Here is a 20,841-nt window from a genome sequence, read left to right as displayed (position 1 = left end):
GCGGCCTCGCGCAGTACGGCCTCGGTTCCCTGCTGCCCGAGAAACTGTGGATCCAGCCGTAGCCGTCCACCCTGGATGAGAGGTCGCCGTAGCCCACGAATGCTGGGGCGATCTCCCAGGCACGGACCAGACTCGGCGCCGTGGGGAGGGTCCCCTGGCGGGCGTGGGCCCGACCAGGGGAACCGTGGCAAGGGTACGGGCCGAGCTGACATCGACGACCTGGCCGAGCGGGGAGGCGGCAGCACCACGCGACGTCGCACTCAGGACCAGCCGTCCGAGCGCGGCCCCTGCGCGGAACTGGTCGGCCGGTCGGTCGGCGTCGGTTCCGACCGCCAGGACGGTCGGACGTTCGACGGCCACGTCCGCCACCCGCATGCCACTCTTGTCGATCACGTCGAAGTCCCGCAGCACGAACTCCGACTCGCGGGTTCGCGCAGTGGTGACGACCGAGTACCGCGGGATGCCGTCGGCAGCGCTGACCTCGGAACGGCTCCACGAATGTCGAACGGGTGGGCGGCCCGACGGGACCGGTCAGCGAGCTTTCAGGATCGTCGTTCCTGTTTAAGCAGCTCGGCGATGACCGGGCGGTCGTCGGTGGCGTCGGTGATGAGGCCGCTCACCGACGCGACCGGCAGCACGGTGAACGGCGATGCGGTGCCGATCTTCTCGCTGCTGGCTAGCGCCAGCACGTAGGTGTCGGCGGTCTGCCGGGCGAGGGTGCGTTTCATCGCCGCCTCGTCGGCGTCGCCGGTGGTCAGCCCGGCCTCGCAGTGCACGCCGGTGACGCCCAGCAGGAAGAGGTCGGCCCGCACCTGGTTGGCCGCCTCGGCGGCGGCCGCGCCGCAGGTGACGGGGCCGAGTGCCTGAAGAGCCGGCCGCCGATTAGGAGCGCGTCGGTGGACGGGTGGTCCACGACTTCCCATCTCCTACCAGGTGGAAGAATCCCGCTCGCCGCCTGATCGCGCGCGCCGCCCCCACCGTCTTATCCGGGCAAAGAGAAACCCCGGCCTGGCCCAGACCGGGGCGCTCGTGGTCGCCGGTCAGCCGGCCGTCGGCACCGCCGCGGTCTCCTCGACGACGGCGAACAGGCCACCCTCAACATCGCGCCAGTCGCTGACGGGGCGGACGTCGAGGGTCGCGAGCAGCTTGTCGGCGGCCTCGCTGAGGGCGGGGAGGTCGGCGGCGTCGAGGCGGCCGACGATGGTGCCTTCCGTGTCAGCCTCACCACGGATGATCCGGACGTCGAGGGTGTCAGCGTCGACGTACGCGTAAGTGTTCGTGTCGGTCAAGGGAGCCTCCTTGGGACATGGGAGAGATCGGTCCGATTCGTACGAGGGAAATCCTTACGCAGCGACGCGGACCCGAGCCACGCGCCTCCCGAGGTGTCAGGCCGCACGGGCATATGGCGTGTCGTGGTCGTCCCGCGAGGCCAATCCCAAACCGATGGCGGCCAAATCCGGTCTAACCGCAGCTGCGGATGCCCTCCGCGGTAGATGTCGTGTGGTGCCAATCCGCGGCCGGATGATGTGCGGGCCAGCGCGGTTGGGAACTGCCGGTCCGTGCCTCTGAAGTCCCGTCGGCGGGGTCGATGCCAACCCGGTCGACGAAGAAGGCCCGCGCGGTGCCGAGCGATCGGTGACAGTCATGCTCGCCGCTCACGTCGTGATCTTGAAAGGCATGGTCCTCGCCGGAGGCAGACCTCGCCAACCGCTACGTCGACGTCCGCCTGTTCGGCGCCGTCCTGTCCACCGGCAAGACCCGCTCGCTCGGACAGATCCGCGGATCGCTCCAGAACGGCATGGCCCGTTCCATCGACCCCCGTCGTCCCGTCGACCACACCATCACCCGAGTCATCAGGCCGACATCGACAAAGGCAAGCACACCGAGATGGGCGGCAAGTGGACCGTCCCCTACGGCCTGTATCGGGCCCACCTGCACTACTCCGCCCCCCGCGGCATCCAGACCGGCGTCACCGCAAAGGACCTCGACCTGCTCCTGCGCACCCTGATCAACATGTTCGACCACGACCGGTCCGCTACCCGCGGCGAGATGGCCACCCGCGGCCTGCACGTCTTCAGCCATCCCGACACCTTCGGCGCCGCCCCCGCCCACACCCTCGCCGACCGCATCAGGACCCAGAAGATCAGCACCAGCGAACCCCGCAGCTTCCACGACCACAAGCTCGACGTAGACGATGATCATCTGCGCCCTCACCCGCATCCCAGGATGACCGCAAGGGGTCAGTGTCCATGATGCGCCTACAACAGCCTGCCACGGACCGACGCGCCACGAGCATCACCAAGACTCCGAGCCAGGGCCGTCTCTCTGGAACCGGCTGGTGAGCTCGAACCTTCGTCCACTCGATTACAAGACGAAACACTACGTATCGAAATGTACTGGCATATGCCGCGCAGTGCCGTTAAATCCCGGTCAGGGCATTTTCGCTGTCGGGTAGTGCCGGCGAGTGTCGCGGCGTACCGGAGTATCCGCGCACACAATGCGCGCCCATGTCGGCGGACCTTGGTCATCGCCTGGGCGATGCCGACGCCTCACCAGCCCGTGTCGCCAAAGACTTTTCCGGTAGCGCACTGTAGCCGGTCATGGAACGGATAGATCGGACCCATGCCGTGACCTTCGGGCGTAGAAGGCCCGCGCCGTTTGTCGGTCGCTCCGATGTCACGCCCCGGCCGCTCTCAAGCATGGCACCATGCGCTGACCGCCATGCATCGCCTCAACCATCGGGGGTCGAGGCTGTCGACGCGTCCGTCGATCCTCACGTGACGGGGAGGATGTAAGCGAGCCCCGCACCGGCCGGCGTGGAGCTCGCATCTCGGAGGAGTGAACGCCAAGGACGATCTCTCCGGAGGCCCGGGGGGGTCAGAGAAGATCTTCGAGTCGGGTGGCGACCTGGCGGTAGCGGCTGACCGGTACGAGGTGCACACCGGCGAAGGCGCCGCTGTCGCGTAGCTGTAGCACCTGGTCGCAGGCTGTTTCGACCCCGGCGGTCCGGTCTCGTTCGACCGCGTGGACAAGGTCGTCGGGGATGTCGATGTCGGGAATCGTTGCGGCGAGGCGGCGGGCCATCCCGGCGCTCGCGAGGACCATCACGCCGGCGTAGACCGGCAGTTCGACCGGGTGGGCGTCGCGCCAGCGCAGTAGAGCGTCTACCGAGTAGCTGACTTGTACGAACAGGAAGTCGGCCGCTCGTTTCCATGTGGGCAGTGGCCGCACACCGGCGGCGGCTCCGACCCGGAACGCCGGCATGTCGGCGAAGACCGGATCCTCGCTGGCCGCGCGGGCCTCGTCGATCATCGCGCGCACGGTCAGGTCGCTGGTCCGGTTCCCGGCGGTGGGTTTGTCGCCGTGGACGAACAGGAACTCCTCGACGCCGTAGGCCGCTGCGGTGAGCAGGTCGCGGCGGAAGCCGAGCAGGTTACGGTCGCGGGAGTTCACGCAGGCGATGCTGCGTCCTCCCATCGTCTGCACCTCGTGGGCGACGGCGATGCTCGACACGGTCGCTCGTCCGATGTGGTTGTCGGGGATCAGGAACGCGTCGGTGACGGGGCTCAGGACGCCGATCTGATGGCGGGCGTGGGTCAGGTCGGGTCGGGTCGGTGGTTCGATTTCGCAGATCAGCTCGAAGTCGCGTGCTGGACGTTCGTGACTTGCCGTGGATTCCCGCATCCGGACAGGATAGGGCGCCGCGATCCCCGACCACAGCCGTCACTGAACCGCACGGTGCGCTGCACCTGTCCAGCCGACCGGGATCTGTCGAAGTCCGGTTTGTGTGTCGGTGGGTGGTGATGCTCGGCAGCAGGGTTAGAGGAACGAACAGTCACGGAGCGCGGCGAAAAACGCTGGTGGACCTCGTATCGTTACCTAGATTCCGTCAACCACGCCAAATATTTACTTTTGGTAGTCGATCTACTACTCTCTGGTGCCCCCAACGGGATTCGAACCCGTGCTACCGCCTTGAAAGGGCGACGTCCTGGGCCGCTAGACGATGGGGGCAGCGAACCGGAGATGCGGCAGCGGATGATCCACCACAACACCGGGCTTCAGAACAGGGCAAGCATAGGGGATCGTCCGCTCCGCCGACAAACGCGTGCCGTCGACCGCTGGTCGGAGGACGCGACGTCGATCATGCCGGCGGAGGCTTTGGCGGGGCAACCGCGGGCCCTGAGGGCAGACTGAGCGCGGGGCGTGGGTCGACCCGGCGGTAGCGCGACCGGAAGAACGCGCGTACCGGACGTCCGCCGATCGAGATCGTGTGTTCGATGGCCACCGGCGCGGCCGATGTGGCCGGAATGCCCGGAGTGGTCCCGTGCGGCGGTGCCGCCGGGCGGGGGAACGGGACTTCGAGCGGCGGCGTGATGTCGAATGACAGTGTGACGTCGTCGGATCTCGCCCGGGGTGTGTTCGGGTCGTAGACCCGCAGCCTGACCCGGTTTCCGCGCTGCTCGTACGCGTAGGCGAGGACCTGGTGATTGAGGCCGAGGCGCAGCGGGTCGGCCGAGTGGACGGTGATGACGCCGAGCGGGCAGAGCAGACCGCGATCCAGGTCGAGGCGGATCCGCGGCCATTCCCGGTCGACGCTGATCCGCCCGACGCCGGGGCGGGTCAGCGGGCCGCGAGGCAGGTCGGTGTCGGCCGCGCTGGTCAGGCGGTAGTAGCGGTAGACCCCGCGCGGGATGTCGAAGCTGTCGAAGAGCCGGCGCACGATGTAGCGGTAGAGGGCCGTCCCGGCGGCCGGTGGGCTGGTGATCTCCGGAGGCGCTACGCCGAACTCGAACATGTCGCGGACGGCGTAGATCATCCCGCCGCACAGGCCACGGCTGGCGTCTCCGATCGGCACCGTGCCGAGGCCCACGACCGGGATCCGCAGGACGGGCTGGCGGGGGAAGGAGTTGGTGAAGCCGAAGGCGTGGGTGCTCGGGAGGAAGCCCGGCACGGCTGCGCTCCGCCCGCCGGACCGCTCCCGTGCTGTTCCGTCCCGCATGGTGCCGTCGCCCACGGCGCCGTCACCCACGGCGCCGCCCGGCGTGGTGTCGTCGCCCGCTCCTTCGTCGGTCACGCCTCCATCCTCACGTCCCGGCGGGGTTGCCGGGGTGGATGTCGTCAGGACTCTCGACGCGGCCGGCGGTCGCGGTGGCGGCCCGCCGGTGCCCCGGTCACGCGCGGGGGCGCGGGCGGGGCGGGGAGCCGCACCGGTCCGGCGGGGGCGAGGGTAGCGGGACGACGGGCGGCCAGCGCGGCGCGAACGGTCTCGGTCAGGCTCGTGGGGGTGAACGGCTTGGGCAGGTAGGCCACGCCGAGGTCACCACCGCCGTCGGCGAGCATCCCGCGGCTGTAGGCGGAGGTGAAGACGACGGGCAGGCCCGGGAACATCCGGGTCAGTTCCTCGGCGAGCTGACGGCCGTTGCGGCCGGGCATGATCACGTCCGTGACGAGTAGATCGACGGAGGTCAGCCGGCGGGCGAGCGTCCGTGCCGCTCGGCCGTCGGCCGCGCACACCACCCGGTAGCCGGCACCGCGCAGCACCCGCTCGGCCAGGCGGCGGACGGCGTCGTCGTCCTCGGCGAGCAGGATGGTCGTGCAACTCCAGGCGTGCCGGGCGGCGTCTGGCCGGTACCGGTCGTTCGGCGCGGCTGATCGCTCCGGCGCACCTACCGGGGCGGGGCGGTTCGTCCTGACCGCGCCGCGCGGCCAGCCGCTCAGGTCGGCGCCGGTGTCGCCCCGGGCGTGGTCCTCGACCGCTCCGCCGGCTGTCGTGGCGACAGCGCCGGCCGACGGGAGACCGGGCCCGTGTCGGCCGGGGTCGCGGAGACCGACTGCGGTGATGCCGGGGGCGGTGATGCCGGGTCCGGCGAGGCCAGATTCGGCGAGGCCAGGTGCGGCGGCGCCGGGTCCGGTGAACGGGGCGTCGTTGAGCGCGGGTTCGGTAAGCGCGGGTTCGGTGAGAGTGGGTTCGGTGAGAGTGGGTTCGACGAACGCGGGGAGGCCGACCCGGAACGTGGCGCCGAGTCCCGGGACGGAGTCGACCTCGATGGTGCCCTCGGCCTGGCGCACGATCCCGTACACGGTCGCCAGCCCGAGGCCGGTTCCCTTGCCAGGGTCCTTGGTGGTGAAGAAGGGCTCGAAGATGCGCGAGCGGACGTGCTCGGGCATGCCGTGCCCGGTGTCGGCCACGGTCAGCCGCACCAGCCGCCGCGGTGGGACGTCGGGGTGGGACGCGGAGGCGACGTCGTCGACGACCACCCGGATGAACAGCCGCCCGCCGTCGGGCATCGCGTCCCGGCTGTTGACGACCAGGTTGACCAGAACCTGCTCGAGTTTCCCGCGGTCGACGCGCACGATCGCGGGCCGCGCCGAGGGCATCACGACCAGCTCGATGTCCTCGCGGATGAGGCGGCGCAGCATCTCCTCGAGCCCGCGTACCAGGTCGTTGAGGTCGACCGGCCCGGGGCGGACGTCGACTGTGCGCGAGAAGGCGAGGAGCTGGCTCGTCAGGCCGGTGGCGCGCGCGGCCGCGTCCCGTACGGCGGTCAGGTCGCGCTGGACGCCCTCGTCGAGATCGCCGCGCGCCAGCACGAGCGTGGCATAGCCGTCGATGACGGTGAGCAGGTTGTTGAAGTCATGCGCGATGCCGCCGGCGAGCTGGCCGAGGGCGTCGAGCCGCTGGGCCTGACGCAGCTGGGCCTCGATGTTCTTCTGCTCGGTGACGTCGGTGACGATCGCGAGCGTCCCGTCGACGGTGCCGGCCGGCCCGAGCCGGGCGGTGAGCGCGACCTGGGCGCAGACCTTGCGGGCGTCGGAGTGCCGCAGTGCTGTCTCGAGGCGGCGGACGGCGCCGGCCCGCACCGCCTCCAGCGCGGCCGTGATCTCGGCGCGGTCGGTGTCGGACACCAGGTCCGTGAACCGGGTGCCCAGCGGTGTCCCGCCGACGATGGCGGCGAACCGGGCGTTGCGGTAGGTGATGTGCCCGTCCGGGCCGAGCAGGACGACGCCGTCGGCCGTCGTCTCGACGATGCCGCGGTAGCGCTCCTCGCTTTCGCGCAGGGTCTGCTGTGTGGCCTCTCGCAGGCGAAGATCCTCGAAGAGGGCGGTACCGCGAACGAGTGCCGGGAAGCGACTCCGTAGCGTCCAGTACCAGATGCCGACGGTTGCAGTGACGACGTCCCAGGTGGTGGTGAGGAACTGGACGTCGACCAGAGTGCGGCCGGCCGGCCCCGCGGGCCCGCCGCCACCATGCCCGCTGCCGCTGTGCCCACCGTGTGCGGCCGGGCCGGTGGCGTGCGTGAGTTGGAGGATGTGCGAGCCGTGCCCGATCGCGCAGGTGAAGAAGATGGCGGCGGTGGCCAGGCCGAGCGGGTTGTTGCGCCACTGGCCCGACCGCCACAGGCCACGCGCGATCGACAGGCAGATCGCGAGGTAGGCGGCCGTCGTCGCGGCGTTGGCCAGGGCCGCCGTGGCCAAGCCGTTCACGGGCTGTGGTCCGGGCCCAGGGGCGGCCGCGCCGTGGCGGGTGCCCGGCTCTCAGGCGCGTGTACGAGTGTCATCCGAACGTGAATCGTCCGTATGACCTCGTATCTCGCCGCATAAAATGCTATTTGAGTGCTCGAATAGGTACTTCTGGTGACGGACTCCCCCACGGCGCCTCATCTTGCTCCGTTCCGCGGTGGGGTGAAAGGAGAACCCCCGTGGTCCCACGTGTGCCCCTGCGAGACAGTCAGAAGCGCGGGAGGTACGCAGGGGCCACAGCGGTTATCCGGTGCCGGCCCGGCTGAGCGATGTAAAGCGTCCCGTCGGGACCCACGGCGACCTGCTTCGGATCGAGCACGGGCACCTCGCCCGACCGCGCCGCGGCGACGGCGACCCTGCCGTCCGGGTGGATCGCCAGCACCCGGTCCCCGGCGGGATCAGCCAGGTAGACGGTGCCGTCAGGCCCGACCGCGAGCCCAGTCGGGGTGCCCACGTCGGTGCCGGTCGCCGGTGCGCCATCGGCCGCGGGCCGACCGCCGTACGCCGTGCCGGCCATGGTCCCGATGCGTCCCGCGTGGTCGACGCGCCGGATCCGCCGCTGGTCCGGGTCGGCGATGAGCAGGCGCCCCGCGCCGTCCACCGCGAGAGACTGTGGACGTCCGATCGCGGCCCGCGTGGCCGGCCCGCCGTCGCCGGAGTAACCCGGTTCGGCGGTGCCGGCGATCACCCGTGCCGTCTCACCCGGCCCGAGCCGCCAGACCCGGTGGCTGTCGGTGTCCGCGACGAGGAGGACGCCGCCGGGGCCGGTCGTCACCGCGCGTGGCCGGCGCAGCGCTGCGGGCGTCGGCACGGTGGTGATCGTCCCGTCCGGGTCGACCCGGCGGATGCGGTCGTTGAAGCAGTCCGCGATCAGCAGGGCGCCGTCCTCGGTCACCGCGAGGCCGGCTGGATTGTCCAGCTCCGCGGCGGTGGCGGGGCCGCCGTCCCCGGCCCGCCCGGCCTTGCCCGTCCCGGCCACCACGGTCTGGGACGCCGTTACCTGGAACGCCGTCACCCGGGATGCTGTCGGCCGGGGGGTTCCGCCTTTGGTCGTGCCGGGTGCGGCGTCCGCGGCGTCGACGCGCAGGACCCGGTGCGCCAGCGGTTGTGAGACGTACAGTGCGCCGTCCGGGGCGACCGCCAGCGCGAACGGGCTCTCCACTCGCAGGTGCACGACGGCGCGGCCCGCCGGGGCGGGACGGCCGTCCCGCCCCGGCGGGCCGGTCGCGGGTTGCTCGTCACGGGGCGAGCGCCGTCCCGCCCACCGCCGCAGCAGGCCTTGGCGCCGGGTGAGGGGTGAGTCCGCGGTGCTGGTTTCCCGGCCCGCCGTGGTGTCCCGGCCCCTGGGTAGAAGGACGGGGCCCTCGGTGGGGGCGGTTGCGTCGGCGGGTGCGACGGTGTCGGCGGGTGCGACGGTGTCGGGTCCGGCCTGTGCTGACGCCGGTCCAGCGTGTGCTGACGCCGGTCCAGCGTGCGCTGACGCCGGTCCGGCGTGCGCTGACGCGGGTCCGGCCTGAGTCGACGCGGTCGCGGCGATGAGGACGACGTCCGGCAGATGGACCGGGACGGGGCAGGCCGACAGCCAGCCGGGGCCGAAATCCCGCGCGGCCGCGGCGGCGAGCTCGAGCGCGAAGTCGAGCGCGCTCTGCTGGCGTCGCGCCGGGTCGGGGTCGAGCGCCCGTACCACGACCCCGCCGATCGCCGGCGGCGTCGATCCGGGTGGCGGCGGCCGGAAGCCGCGCAGGTGCTGCTCCGCGAGCTCTACGGGGGAGAGCCGGCGGGAGAACGGTGTCTGCCCCGACAGCAGCTCGTAGAGGACCGTCCCGAGCGCGTACAGGTCGGTCGCCGGCCGCAGCGGGGCCCCGGTGAACTGCTCTGGCGCCATGTAGACGGGTGTGCCGACGATCGTGTTGCCGCGGCCCGTCGTCGTCTCGACGATCTTCGCGATGCCGAAGTCCGTGATCTTCAGGGTGTGGTCGGAGGTGAAGAGCACGTTGTCGGGCTTGATGTCGCGGTGGATCACCTGGCTGCGGTGCGCCGCGTCCAGCGCGGTGGCCATCGCCAGGCCGAACGCGACCACCTCCGCCATCGCCAGCCCGCGCGAGGCGCGGGCGCGCAGCGTCCCGCCGGCGCAGAGCTCCATGACGATCATGCAGAGGTCGCGCCGTTCGACGTAGTCGAAGACGCGGACGATGTGCGGATGCGCGAGCCGGGCGAGCAGGCGCGCCTCCGCGGCGAAGACCTCCCGGCCCACCCCGAGCTCCGACTCGGAGTCGGCCATCTCCGGCACCAGGATCTTGATCGCGGCCGGCCGCTCGAGCCGGACGTGCCGGGCGGCGAACACCAGGCCGAACCCGCCCGTCCCGATCAGGTCGCCGACCTCGTAGCCGGGCAGCGCCGCCTCGATGTGCGCGCGGTCGACGATCACATCAGACTGGCCGCCGACGCCGCCGAGGCGGCGGAACAATCACCCACAGACCGGATCGTAGGGCAGATCCGGTAGGAAACGGCGCCACTCCGCGGCCGTGATGCCCACCCCCGCCCGCTCGCAGATCCGGGCCCGCACCCGGTCGACATCAAGGTCCCACACCACCGCGGGCACGGTGAAGATCACACCGACCAGCTTCTTGCCGTCCAGGGTGTAGAGGATCTCCCCGATACCGGCCTCACTGCCGGCCGAGCGCGCGAGCTTCTCGATGAGCGTCGGGGAGTCGCGTTCCGTAACGTCCCAGACCTGCACGGTGTTGTCGTTGCTGCCGGTGGCGAGCTGCGTGCCGTCCGGGCTGAACGCGACGCTGGTCACGGACGTCGAATGGCCCGGCAGGTCCGCGATCTGGCGCGGCGCGTCCAGGCGGGTCACGTCCCACAGCGTCGCGAACGGGTTCGCCCCGCCGGCCGCGAGCGTCCTGCCGTCGGGGGAGAAGCGCACCTCCCAGACCCCGCCCGGGAACTCGGGCAGCTCCGAGACCAGCCGGAGCCGACGCGGGTCCGTCACGTCCCAGAGCTTCACCGAGCGTTCGGCCGCACTCACCAGGATTCGGCCGTCCGGGGAGAAACTCAGGTCACGGACGGACGAGCGGTGCGCGATCAGCGACGCGAGCCGCCGCGGCCGGGAGAGATCGGTGACGTCCCAGGTCTCGACCCTGGCCTGGAACGCCGGTTCCGGCGGGGAGTTCAGCCCGCCGAGCACCAGGGTCCTCCCGTCCGGGCTGAACAACAGCTCCGCGGTGCCCCCGGCCGGCCCCGGCACGTCCGAGATCCGGGACGGCTTCGCGGGGTCGCGGACGTCGTAGAAGACGATGTTCTTGCCCGTGCCCACGGCAAGCACGTTCCCGTCCGGGCTGAAGGCCGACGAGCCCGTCGGGTCGAACTCGTCCACGGTCACGTCGGTGAGCACGTGCAGCCGGCGGGGCGCGTAGGGATCATCGACGTCCCACAGCTCGACCGCCTTGTCGGTGGTGATCGCCACGATGCCGGTGACCGGGTTCACGACGGCGTCCTCCTGCGTGCCGTCGCGCCCGATCAGCGCCGGGCCGGGCATCTCCCAGATCCGCAGCGAGCCGTCCACCGAGACCGACGCGAGCCGGCGGCCGTCCGGGCTGAAGGCCACATCCCAGACCGTGGCGCCCTCGTCGAGGAAGGTCAGGCTGTACTGGTCGACGTCCACATCGAAAATCGGAACTCCGACGTACCGGAACCCGCCCACGCCGACCAGGCCGCTGACCGGGTCCACGGCGAGGCCGGTGATCGGCGCGTCCCCGCTGCCCGCCCGGCCGTCGTACTCCAGACGCGGCAGATCCGGCCCGGAGAACTTGCGGACGTAGCCGCCGTTCCCGGCGGTGTAGACCGTGTGGCCGTCGCCGCCGAAGGTGACCGACCGGATCGGGCCCGCGCCGTCCGCGCTCGGGCCGCCGTCCTCGACGAGCACCTTGAGTGGCCGCGGACCGCTCGGATCATCGACCGACCACAGCAGGGCGGAACCACCCTCGTCCCCGGCGATCAGGAACGCGCCGTCCGGGCTGAACTCCAGCGCCACCACCTGCGCCAGGTGCAGGAAGAGCTGCCCCTCCTTCACCGGGCGCGCCGGATCCGAGAGGTCGTAGATGAACGCCGACTTCCCGTAGCCACCGACGGCGAGACGATCAGACGTCGGGTCGAACGCCAGGCCGTAGACCTCCGAATCCGCCTTCGGCAGGGTCGCCAGCAGACGCGGCCTGGCCCGGTCGGTGATGTCCCACAGCTTGGCCAGCCCGTCGGCGCCGCCGGTCGCCAGCACCGTCCCATCCCGGTTGAAGGCCACCGCCTTCACCGCCCTGCCATGCCCGCCACCACGTTCGTCCGGGATGCGTGCGAGTGGCGTGAGCCGCCGCGGATCGGTCGCGTCCCAGACCGCGGCCGTCCAGTCGTCGCTGCCCGTCGCCAGCAGGCGACCGTCCCGGCTGTAGGCCACCGTGCCGACCGACTTGGTGTGCGCCTGGTACCGCGTGGGCACCCCGCTGCCGCCGTTGAACGACGACAGGACGGCCCCGCGTGCCTCCGGCGTGTCCGCCGTGCGCAGCGCGACCAGGCTGAGCTGGGCTGCCAGCGCCGGATTGTCCCGTCGGGCGGCCTCCGCCTGCGTCGCGATCCGCTGCGAGAGCGCCCGGTCCCGAGCCCGCCCCGACGAGGTGCTCTGCTGGAACGTCAGACCCGCCAGCGACGCGGCGACGAGCAGCAGGACGGCCAGCGCCGCCGCGAGCTGGCGCAGCCTACGGGCCCGACGCGCCGCCGCCCGCTGCTGCTCGGCCTCCGCGCGGACACTCTCGTCGAAGAACTGCCTGGTCGTCGCATCGACGTCCAGGTCGTCGTCCATCCAGTCGCGGGCCGCGGCGAGACGCGAACCGGCGAAAAGGTAGGACGGATCCCGCCCGCCCCGCTCCCACACCTCAGCGGCGTCGCGCAGCTGCTGCAACGCCACGGCGCCGGCGCGGTCCATGTCCATCCACTCGCGCAGCCGTGGCCAGGAACGCAGCAACGCCTCGTGCGCGATCTGCAGACCGTCCTGATCCCCGTCGGCATCGGCCTCGACGAGACGCGCGGCTACCAGCGCATCCAGGACGGTCGCCGACTCCGGCCCCGGCACCTCCGCGAGCAGCGTTGCCCGCCGCACCCGCCGCCGGGTGTCCGCGCCGTTCTCACCAAGCCGGATCATGCGCATCAGTAGCGGTCGGACGGCCTGCTGGGCGGCCCCGTCCAGACTCGTGTAGGCCGCCTCGGCGGTCTGGGCGATGGCCCCGGTCAGCCCGCCGACGCGCAGATAATCGGCGACGGTGAGCGCCTCGCCCGCACGGGCGAACCAGGTCGCGCGCAGCGCGTGGGCGAGCAGTGGCAGCGAGCCCGGATCAGCCACGAACCCGGAGCTGAGGTTGGAGACGAGCTCGGGGCTGCGACCGCTGCCGTGGCCGGTGCCCTGGTCGCTTCCGGTGATCCCCGTGCCGGCGGCGGCGCCGAGATCGCGCAGGACGAGCCCGACAAGCCCGGGCTCGACGTCCCCACCTGCGGCACGAGCCGGATTCACCACGATCTCGCGGATGTCGGCGGCCGCCATAGGCCCGACCACCACCTGATTGACCTGCAGGACCTCGACGAGCTCGGGGAAGGAGGCGCACGCCCCGTAGAAGTCCGCCCGCAGGCCGATCACGACGACCGCACTGCCCGCCGCGGTCGCGCACAGGGCCCGGACGAAGGCCTCCCGCTCGGCCTGGTCCGCGCAGAGCGTGAAAACCTCCTCGAACTGGTCGACCGCGATCACCATCCGCGGCTCGCGAGGATCGGCTGGCTCGCGAGGATCGGCTGGCTCGCGAGGATCGGCTGGCTCGCGAGGGTTGCCTGGCCTGTAGAGCGTGGTGGCGTCGTTTCGTGGGCCGCGGCGGATCGTGGTCTCGCCGTCCTCTGGGGCAGACCGAGGCGTGGCGCGCGCGGCGAGCAGCTCACGGACGATCTCGTTGAGCCGCTCCGGCTCCCGGCGCAGGCTGTCACCCAGCATCCGCGCCATCGTCGGCATCCCGGTCGCCTCGACGACACGCTGGACGAGCGCCTCGAGCGGGTGCTCGCCCGGTGTCATCACCAGCCGTGGCCAGTCACGCGAGCCGGGAAGCGCTCCGCGCGCGAGGGCGGGCAGGAGCCCGGCACGCAGCAGTGACGACTTCCCCGACCCCGAAGCGCCGACGAGCACCAGCGGCCCCACCCTCGACGCCTCCGAGGAAACCCTCGCCACCAGGTCGGCGACCATCCGCTCACGCCCGAAGAACCACTGCTCACTCGACTCGTCGAAGCCGCGCAGCCCCGGGTACGGGCAGGCCGTCGAGTACGCACCGGCCGGCGGGACGCCGGCCGGTGGCTTCGACGGGTATCCGTCGATGATCTGGGTGGGCGCCGCCTGGGACTCGACCAGCGGCGGCGTACGCATCTCCGCCGCGTTCCCGGCCGCCGTCCGAGGGGTCCGCTGGTCCGGCCGGGCCGCGGCGCCCGGCGAACCCTCACCGGAACCGTGCGGTCCGCCGCGCTCCGAACGCTCGGATGTCATGACCTCACCCGTCTCCGGGGCAGTGGGCCGATCGGGCAACCTCACCGATTGTGGTCTATCGCGGACTTTGACCGCACACCAGTCACCTAGACGACAGGGCATCCGCCGCTCGGCCGGAGACCGCCGTCCTTGGACCCGGGCTCGGCCACGGGCGCCTGCTACGCCACCGCGCACACGGGAGCGGGCGTCCACGGGATCAAGGACGCGCTCCGCGGATGATCCGCCATGGTCTTCGACTCCTCGAGACCAGGCCGGACAGGCGCGCCGGCTGGAGTCCGCTGGAGGGAAGGCGCCGCGATGGACCCGTCTGAGGGCGGCCGCGAGCGGCCTCGCCCGGGGCCCTGTGCGTACCGAGGATCATGGCGGGCCGATCGATCATGTATCGAGGAAAACTTCCTGCCCCCCACAGCCCGGATGGGTCGCATCGTCCTGTAGCATGACCTCCAGTTCCTGAGCAGCCGGGCACGACCAGCCGGCTTGGTCCACTGCGAGTAGCACGACCACTCAGGATGGCCAGAGCGACAACTGAAGATAGACACATGGTCCCGTGGTGAAGTCTGGAGTTCACGCCGCCCTGTCAAGGCGGAGGTCGCGGGTTCGAATCCCGTCGGGACCGCGTTATCGGCAACACAGAGCAAGATATGGGCAGGTAGCTCAGTCGGTACGAGCGTCCGCCTGAAAAGCGGAAGGTCGGCGGTTCGACCCCGCCCCTGCCCACCACCTCTGATCAGGGGATTCGCTTCGCAACTCGGCTCCTAGCGGTCTCATGGAGATCGTTATGTAGCAACGGGTGTAGCAACAGCCCCGCACGCTGGCGTACGTGGACGGCCGTCGGCGCACACATCAGGCCAGCCGCTCGACCAGCTTCTGCAGCGCCGCACGCTTGTCCTCCAACGAGGCATGGGCGTAGATCTCCATCGTAACGTCGACCTTGGCGTGCCCCGCGATCTCGCGAACGATGTGCGGGGGCACCTTGGCGTTCAGCAGCAGGGTCACGCAGGTGTGGCGGATGTCGTGGAAACGAAGATCCTCCAGTCCCAGGGCCACCCGCAGAGGCTCCCAGCTGCGGCGCAGGTTGTCCGGCTCGAACGGGGTCCCGACCGTGCTGGTGAACACCAGGCCGGTGTCCTGCCAGTCCTCGCCGGCCGCCTCACGTTCGGCCTGCTGCCGGGCCCGGTGCTCCTCCAGGACGGTCGCGATCAGCTCCAACAGGGGCAGCGTCCGCTCCGAGTTCTTGGTCTTCGGCGTGACGAGGGTCAGCCGGCCACCGACCCGCTGCAGGGAATGCCGGACGGTGAGAGTGCCCTCGGCGAAGTCGATGTCCTCCCAGCGCAGACCTAGGATCTCCCCGCGGCGCAGCCCCAGGTACAGCGCGAGGACGTAGAGGGCATGCAGGCGCTCACCGGCGGCCAGCTTGAGCAGGTGGCTGGCCTGGTCGGCGTTGAGCCCACGATGCACCTTGTAGACCGGCCCCGCCACGGTGGCGAGCTTCGCGACATTGCGGCCCACGAGCTCCTCCCGCATCGCCGCGGACAGGGCATTGCGCAGCACGCTGTGAACCTGCTGGATAAGCCGGGCCGACGGCGCCTGCTGGCAGCAGCGGTCGACCGCGCAGCAACGGCGCTGCTCCTCGGGACGGCGCTTGTCGGTGCCGTGCAGGCAGCACAGACAGGTGTTCGTGACCCGCTTGAGGAGGTTCCGCACGTCGATCCCGGTCAGCTTGTTCAGCCGCTTCTTGCCGATCTGCGGGATGAGATACGTGCGGACGATGACCTCATATCCCTGGACGGTGCGCGGCTTGCACGCCGGTGTCACGATGTCGCTCAGCCAGTAGGTGAGGAAACGTTCCATCGTCCACCCGGTGGCCTCGGCGGGGATTCCCTGGTCCGAACTGGCCTGGATCTTCGTGAGCTTCGCGCGGACGATGTCAGAGGTCTTCCCGTACACCGGCCTGCGGCGCTGCGTCCCGTCCGGCATGAGGACGTACGCCGCGCCCACCCACATCCCGTCGCTCTCACGCTGGTAGATCGAGCCCTGTCCGTTTGCCCGCTTAGCGCGCTTGCGATTCGGGTCCTTGGTCATGGGTCCTCCGATTCCTCGATGAGGGTCGTGATCAACTTTGGTATTGCGGTCGCGGGAATCAGTCGCCGGCGGCCGATCTTGATGGTGTCGAGCTTTCCGGACCGGATCAGTTCGTAAAGACTCGTCCGGCCTATACCGAGAACCGCAGCCGCTTCAGAGGTCGTCAGGAGCATCTTCGCTGCGCTAGAACCGTTGCCGGTGTTGTCGCCCTTTTCCCACTGTACGGCGATTTCGGTGAGGGCGGACATCGCCTTGCGGAACTGTTCTCCGGTAGCCGATGAAAAGCCCTCAGATGATTCGGCCGGTGCGCGCTTCCTGGGTCCTCGACTGTCGTTCGGATCGCCCTTCACCGATGCGTCACCGCCGGCCGACGAGGATGGACCGGAATTCGGATGGGTACGCAATGACCGCCGTGAACCGAGGACTCGATGTTCCATCCGCGACTGCCATGGAACGGGCCCACCTGCCCTATCCATGCACGCCGCTCAGAGAGTGTGCGTCGCCGCGGCGGGACCTCCCGCCCGGCCGACGTCTCCTGCGCGCAGGCCGACATGCCGCACGCGGGAGATCGGTGAAAGTGCTGCGGGGATGTCACGCGGTCGCCCCCTGGTGCCCGCCGCCGGTTCCCGGGCTGCTTCCGGGAGGGGTGGAGAACTCCCAGGGCGGCAGGTGCGGACTGATGATCGCGGTTTCGGGGGTGGCAAGAAGCTGGGCGCGGAAGAACGTGCGCCCGTCGATGATCGGCTGGTGGGCGTACGGGCAGACGACCCAGTGTTCGGGTGGGACGGGCTTGCCGGCGTGGGTGCGGCCCCAGACGGTGGCGCCGGTGTAGACGGGGTTGGCCAGGACGCGGGCGACGTTGGTGGAGGTCAGCTGCCAGGGCCGCTTGGTGGCGGGGTTCACCAGGGGGGCGAGAAGGTCGTTGTGGACGACGCGGAGGCGGGTGGCGATGGCGCGGGGGCTGAGTTCGTCCTCGACGCGCCACCGGTAGATGAGTGCGATGACGTGGGCGGGGCCGGGGGCGACGGCGAGGCGGATGCCCTGGCGGACCCGTCCGTCGGTGCCGAGTTCGGTGATGCGGCGGGGGCGGTAGCCGAGGGGGACGGGGCCGAGGTGGAAGCCGGCGCGGACGAGGTCGATCTGGGCGGCGCGGGCGAGTTCGGTGGTCCAGGCGTGATGGTCTGCGAGCAGGCGTGCCTGCCGCGTGGCTCGTGCGGCGCGGGGGTGGGTGAGTCGCCACCACCGGCCGGGCTGCTGCTCGGGCTTGGCCGGGGCGGGCGGCAGTACGGGGATGGGCAGCAGGTCAGACATGGGGGCTCCAGCCAGAGACGGCGAGCGTGAAGTAAAGGGGGGCCGTTACCGCGGCACGTGTGGGACCGGCGGGCGGGTTAGGCATCCAGGTGGTCCGCGGTGGCGCGTCGCGTGCCGTCGGCCGGGCTGGACGTTCGTGCTCGGCCGTGGTCGACGCGGAAGATGATCACGTCCTGGTGGGCGGGGTAGGCGCGGGCTTGGCTGGGCGAGCGGTGCGCGCCGAGGATGCGGGTGTAGGGGACGGCGGTGAGCGCGACCGCGCGCTGGACCGGCTGCCAGCCCACCTGCCGTCCGGCCACAGTGACCTGGCTGGCCAGGTCCAGCCCGCCGCTGACGTGGTAGCCGGTGATGACGACGAGGTGTCCGCCGGGCCGGGTTAGCTCTCGGTAGGCGGTCAACCGGTCCTGCACCCGGGCACCGGCTGGACTGGCGGGGTCGGGTGGTCCGATTGCGGTCAGGACGAGGTCGACCGGTCCGAGTCCGGTCCAGGACTCACGGTCGGGCAGTGCGTCGAGGATCATTCCGTCGCCGCGGGCGCCGCGGGCCTTCGCCAGGGTGAGCGCGGCGCGGGCAGTCTCCCACCAGCCGGGGCTGGTGGTGATGCCGATGGCGTGGCGGCGGGCGTGGACGGCTTCGGCCACGACGGCTCCCGGCCCGCAGTCCGGGTCGCAGACCACGTCCCCGGGCCGGCTGTAGACCGCGATCGCGTGGGCAGCGACCGCTGCTGACACCGTCGCGTCCCCGTGCGGGGAGGACGACACGGCTGTGGGTCCGCCGGTCTGCGGGGTGGTGTGCCGGCCGGTCGGCCAGACCGTCGCCCACCGCGCGTCGCAGCGCCACGTCTCGACCTCGCCGGTCATCAGGCCGCGCCCCACGCCGGCGGCATCAGCGCGTTCACAGCCGTGAACAGCAGCAGGTCGGAATGCACCCGCTGGGCGACCACCCCGGCAGGGATGGACGTGACGGGCCGGTCGAGCTGGCTCAGAGGGATCTCCAGCAGGACGATCCGATCGAGCAGCACGAGACCGCTGCGGTCCGCCGCGAGGGCCAGTTCGACGGTGGGGTCGATCAGCCAGCCGCCGAAGCTGTCGCAGTGGCTGACGACGGCGAGCGTGCCGCTGTCGGCCAGCAGACCGCCCCAGTCGATCCGGGTGAACCAACCGATCCGGGTCGGTTCCACGACCGTGACAACCAGCAGGGAGCGGTCGGGGTCCGGACCGGGACCGGCCACACGGCCCAGCCCGGACCTCGACCCGGACCGTAGCGGCGACGCGTCGGCGGGCGCGGTCCGGACCTGGACGCGCCGGCCGAGTCGGGCGACGGTCCCGGCACAGGCGGCGAGTTCGTCGTCCAGCTCGCCGTCGCCCGGCACGGCCGGCCGGTCGGGCTGACCGGGGAGTGGCTCGGTCAGCAGCAGGACCGGGTCGTCGGGGCGGCTGACGGTGACGACGAGGCGTTCGACGGCGGCCGGAAGCCAGCCGGCCGAGGTCTGGTCGGGTGTGGCTGGCGGGCACGGCCAGACGGTCGCCGGCCGGCCCGCCGGGACGACCGGCATCGTGTTGCGGTCGGATTCGGATGAGGTAGGCACTGATGGTCCTGCCTTTCACGACGGGCGTGTTTCCGCGGTCGTAGAAGGAGACCGTCTGCTGGGCATGTCTCGGACACCAGCCCGGCGAATTCTTCCAAGATTTTTCTCGCTGGGCGGGGCCTGGTCCGACCGAACTATTGATCGCTGGCAGATCGCTGGGTGGTGTCCGGAAAGGGTGCTCGAATCTTTTTCAAGATTTTTCTCGCTGGCGTCGCCGTCTGCCGGCCGCCAGTCCAGTAGTGATGCCCAGCGATCTTCGTCAGATGCACAGCATCGCAGGTCGAGGCCCTGCTGTGCAGGCTCGGGCTACCGCTGGCGCCGCCCCGACTCTGAGGCAGGCAAGAGTGCCGAATAAAGATCACTGTGCTTCTTCTGGGTGCCAGCGATCTTTTCTGTGCATTCTCCGGTAGATCGTTCTGGCTTTTTTCTGGGCACGGTATGGCTTCCTTGGGGCTGTCCGAATTTCAGTGACAGTGAAGGACGGCGGTAATGCCCGACGGAATGTCTTCCTTTCCCGTCCGACCGGCCGGTCGCGGTGTATCCGCGTTGCCGTTGGCGACCTTGCGGGACTGCTTCGGCCTGCTGGTGGCCGGGCCGGCGCCGTTGGCGCTGGACGGGTCGGTGGTGGCGGGTCTGCCGCCGCGGATGGTGGCGTTGGACGAGCTGCGTGACCTGCTGCTGGCCGGCTCCTGCCCGCAGGCCGTTCGCGACGCCGTGTGGGCGGTGGTGATCCGCCGCTCCCGGCGTTACGGCGGCCCGTGGACCGTGGGCGCGGCCGGGATGGCACTGCCCGCTCTGCACGCGGTCTGCGCCCGGCTCGGCGGCTACAGCGACCTCGATCGGGCGGACGTGCAGGCCGAGGTGCTCACTGGGTTCCTCGAAGCGGCGGCCACGGTGCGCCTGGACCTGCCGCGGATCGCGGTGCGGCTGCGCTGGGCCGCCTACCGCGCCGGGCTGGCGCTAACCGTCCAGCAGCGGGAGGCCCCGCGTCCCGACCTGGACCTGTTCCAGACCGTCGCCGCAGCCGAGACGGTCCAGTCCGAGACGGTCCAGTCCGGTCCCGAACAGGTCCTGACGGACGCGGTCGCCGCCGGCGTCCTGACCGACGCCGAAGCCGACCTGATCGCCGCGACCCGCCTGGACGACCTCCCGATCAGCGCCTGGGCAGCCCGCCACGCCACAGCGCCCCGCCAGGCCTCCCGGCTGCGCGAACGGGCCGAACGGCGCCTCCTCCACCACCTCACCGGCCCGGCCGCCCCCAGCCAGGCGCCGCGCCCGCCGGCCGGCGAGCCCTCACGCCGGCCACATCCACCGGCCGGTTTCGCCGGTTCCCTCCCGCCGACCGACGAGCCGGCACGTGCGGTCGCGAGGGCGCTGGCATGAGCCCGGCCCCGCCACCCCAGCTCCGCGCCCAGCGCCATCCGGCCCGGCGGTTCGGATGGCGTCGGGCGGTCGTGCTCGTCGCTGTCGTGGGGGTGTTCGTCCTCATCGGCGACGCGGCGGCCCTCGCTCAGGTACCTGACCCCGGGGTGCCGGTGGCGCCTGACCTGGACACGGTCCTGAACAACACCCGCAACTGGATCATGGGAATTCTGGCGTTGCTGGCGACGGTGTTTCTCTCGATCGGCGGCGTGCGTTACATGATCGCCAACGGCGATCCGAGCGAGGTCGGCAAGGCCAAGGACTCCTTCCGTAACGCCGGCTACGGCTATGGGCTGGCCGCGCTCGCGCCGGTCGCCGTCGAGATCCTCAAGCAGATCGTCGGGGGCTAGGC

Annotated in this window: 13 protein-coding genes, 3 tRNA genes and 2 pseudogenes; 5 read left to right on the top strand and 13 right to left on the bottom strand. The window is 71.0% G+C overall.

Annotated features, from left to right (window positions below; all coding sequences use genetic code 11):
* Window positions 1-542 precede the first annotated feature (542 nt).
* Both E0504_RS32470 and E0504_RS32465 read right to left on the bottom strand, forming a co-directional pair.
* Window positions 543-916 (bottom strand): annotated as a pseudogene (locus tag E0504_RS32470) (DeoR family transcriptional regulator); the annotation flags it as partial.
* A 124-nt stretch (window positions 917-1,040) separates the two neighbouring features.
* Window positions 1,041-1,289 (bottom strand): hypothetical protein, encoded by a 249-nt coding sequence (locus tag E0504_RS32465; RefSeq protein WP_131626475.1) that lies wholly within the window; start codon window positions 1,287-1,289, stop codon window positions 1,041-1,043.
* Between the two features lie 437 nt (window positions 1,290-1,726).
* Here E0504_RS32465 and E0504_RS32460 point away from each other — a divergent pair.
* Window positions 1,727-2,253: pseudogene (locus tag E0504_RS32460) on the top strand (type I CRISPR-associated protein Cas7).
* 624 nt (window positions 2,254-2,877) lie between these two features.
* On the opposite strand, the gene E0504_RS32455 reads toward E0504_RS32460, so the two are convergent.
* The 6 genes from E0504_RS32455 to E0504_RS32430 form a co-directional block, all read right to left on the bottom strand.
* A complete protein-coding gene (locus E0504_RS32455) occupies window positions 2,878-3,684 on the bottom strand; it encodes a methylenetetrahydrofolate reductase (protein WP_112109020.1) in 807 nt (268 codons plus the stop codon).
* Window positions 3,685-3,935: 251 nt separating this feature from the next.
* Window positions 3,936-4,011: transfer RNA gene (locus E0504_RS32450), tRNA-Glu, on the bottom strand.
* Window positions 4,012-4,141: 130 nt separating this feature from the next.
* Window positions 4,142-4,999 (bottom strand): hypothetical protein, encoded by an 858-nt coding sequence (locus E0504_RS32445; protein WP_112109022.1) that lies wholly within the window; start codon window positions 4,997-4,999, stop codon window positions 4,142-4,144.
* A gap of 119 nt (window positions 5,000-5,118) precedes the next feature.
* Complete coding sequence (locus E0504_RS32440) at window positions 5,119-7,485, bottom strand: ATP-binding protein (RefSeq protein WP_131626474.1); 2,367 nt, start codon at window positions 7,483-7,485, stop codon at window positions 5,119-5,121.
* Window positions 7,486-7,729: 244 nt separating this feature from the next.
* Window positions 7,730-9,988: a serine/threonine-protein kinase gene (locus E0504_RS32435; RefSeq protein WP_131626473.1), complete on the bottom strand. Its 2,259-nt coding sequence runs from the start codon at window positions 9,986-9,988 to the stop codon at window positions 7,730-7,732.
* Window positions 9,989-14,086 (bottom strand): hypothetical protein, encoded by a 4,098-nt coding sequence (locus E0504_RS32430; RefSeq protein WP_131626472.1) that lies wholly within the window; start codon window positions 14,084-14,086, stop codon window positions 9,989-9,991. It abuts the gene before it with no gap.
* 541 nt (window positions 14,087-14,627) lie between these two features.
* Here E0504_RS32430 and E0504_RS32425 point away from each other — a divergent pair.
* Together E0504_RS32425 and E0504_RS32420 are read left to right on the top strand one after the other, a co-directional pair.
* Window positions 14,628-14,702: transfer RNA gene (locus tag E0504_RS32425), tRNA-Asp, on the top strand.
* Between the two features lie 27 nt (window positions 14,703-14,729).
* Window positions 14,730-14,806 (top strand) — tRNA-Phe (locus E0504_RS32420).
* Window positions 14,807-14,929: 123 nt separating this feature from the next.
* Here the strand turns inward: E0504_RS32420 and E0504_RS32415 are convergent.
* The 5 genes from E0504_RS32415 to E0504_RS32395 all read right to left on the bottom strand — a co-directional run bounded on the left by E0504_RS32415 (window position 14,930) and on the right by E0504_RS32395 (window position 19,067).
* Window positions 14,930-16,168 (bottom strand): site-specific integrase, encoded by a 1,239-nt coding sequence (locus E0504_RS32415; RefSeq protein WP_131626471.1) that lies wholly within the window; start codon window positions 16,166-16,168, stop codon window positions 14,930-14,932.
* Window positions 16,165-16,518 (bottom strand): helix-turn-helix domain-containing protein, encoded by a 354-nt coding sequence (locus E0504_RS32410; RefSeq protein WP_243657715.1) that lies wholly within the window; start codon window positions 16,516-16,518, stop codon window positions 16,165-16,167. Before E0504_RS32410 ends, E0504_RS32415 begins: the two co-directional genes overlap by 4 nt.
* Window positions 16,519-16,759: 241 nt before the next feature.
* Complete coding sequence (locus E0504_RS32405) at window positions 16,760-17,479, bottom strand: recombinase family protein (RefSeq protein WP_131626470.1); 720 nt, start codon at window positions 17,477-17,479, stop codon at window positions 16,760-16,762.
* A gap of 77 nt (window positions 17,480-17,556) precedes the next feature.
* Window positions 17,557-18,339 carry an SAM-dependent methyltransferase gene (locus E0504_RS32400; RefSeq protein ID WP_131626469.1) on the bottom strand — a complete coding sequence of 261 codons (783 nt, stop codon included), beginning with the start codon at window positions 18,337-18,339 and terminating at the stop codon, window positions 17,557-17,559.
* Complete coding sequence (locus tag E0504_RS32395; protein WP_131626468.1) at window positions 18,339-19,067, bottom strand: hypothetical protein; 729 nt, start codon at window positions 19,065-19,067, stop codon at window positions 18,339-18,341. Before E0504_RS32395 ends, E0504_RS32400 begins: the two co-directional genes overlap by 1 nt.
* Before the next feature lie 546 nt (window positions 19,068-19,613).
* On the opposite strand from E0504_RS32395, the gene E0504_RS32390 reads away from it, so the two are divergent.
* Window positions 19,614-20,450, top strand: a complete 837-nt coding sequence (locus E0504_RS32390; RefSeq protein ID WP_243657714.1) for a hypothetical protein — start codon at window positions 19,614-19,616, stop codon at window positions 20,448-20,450.
* Window positions 20,447-20,839, top strand: a complete 393-nt coding sequence (locus E0504_RS32385) for a pilin (RefSeq protein ID WP_131626466.1) — start codon at window positions 20,447-20,449, stop codon at window positions 20,837-20,839. Before E0504_RS32390 ends, E0504_RS32385 begins: the two co-directional genes overlap by 4 nt.
* The last annotated feature ends 2 nt before the right edge of the window (window positions 20,840-20,841 follow it).

The organism is Parafrankia sp. BMG5.11, assembly GCF_004337455.1.
This window is presented reverse-complemented; position numbering and strand designations above follow the sequence as displayed.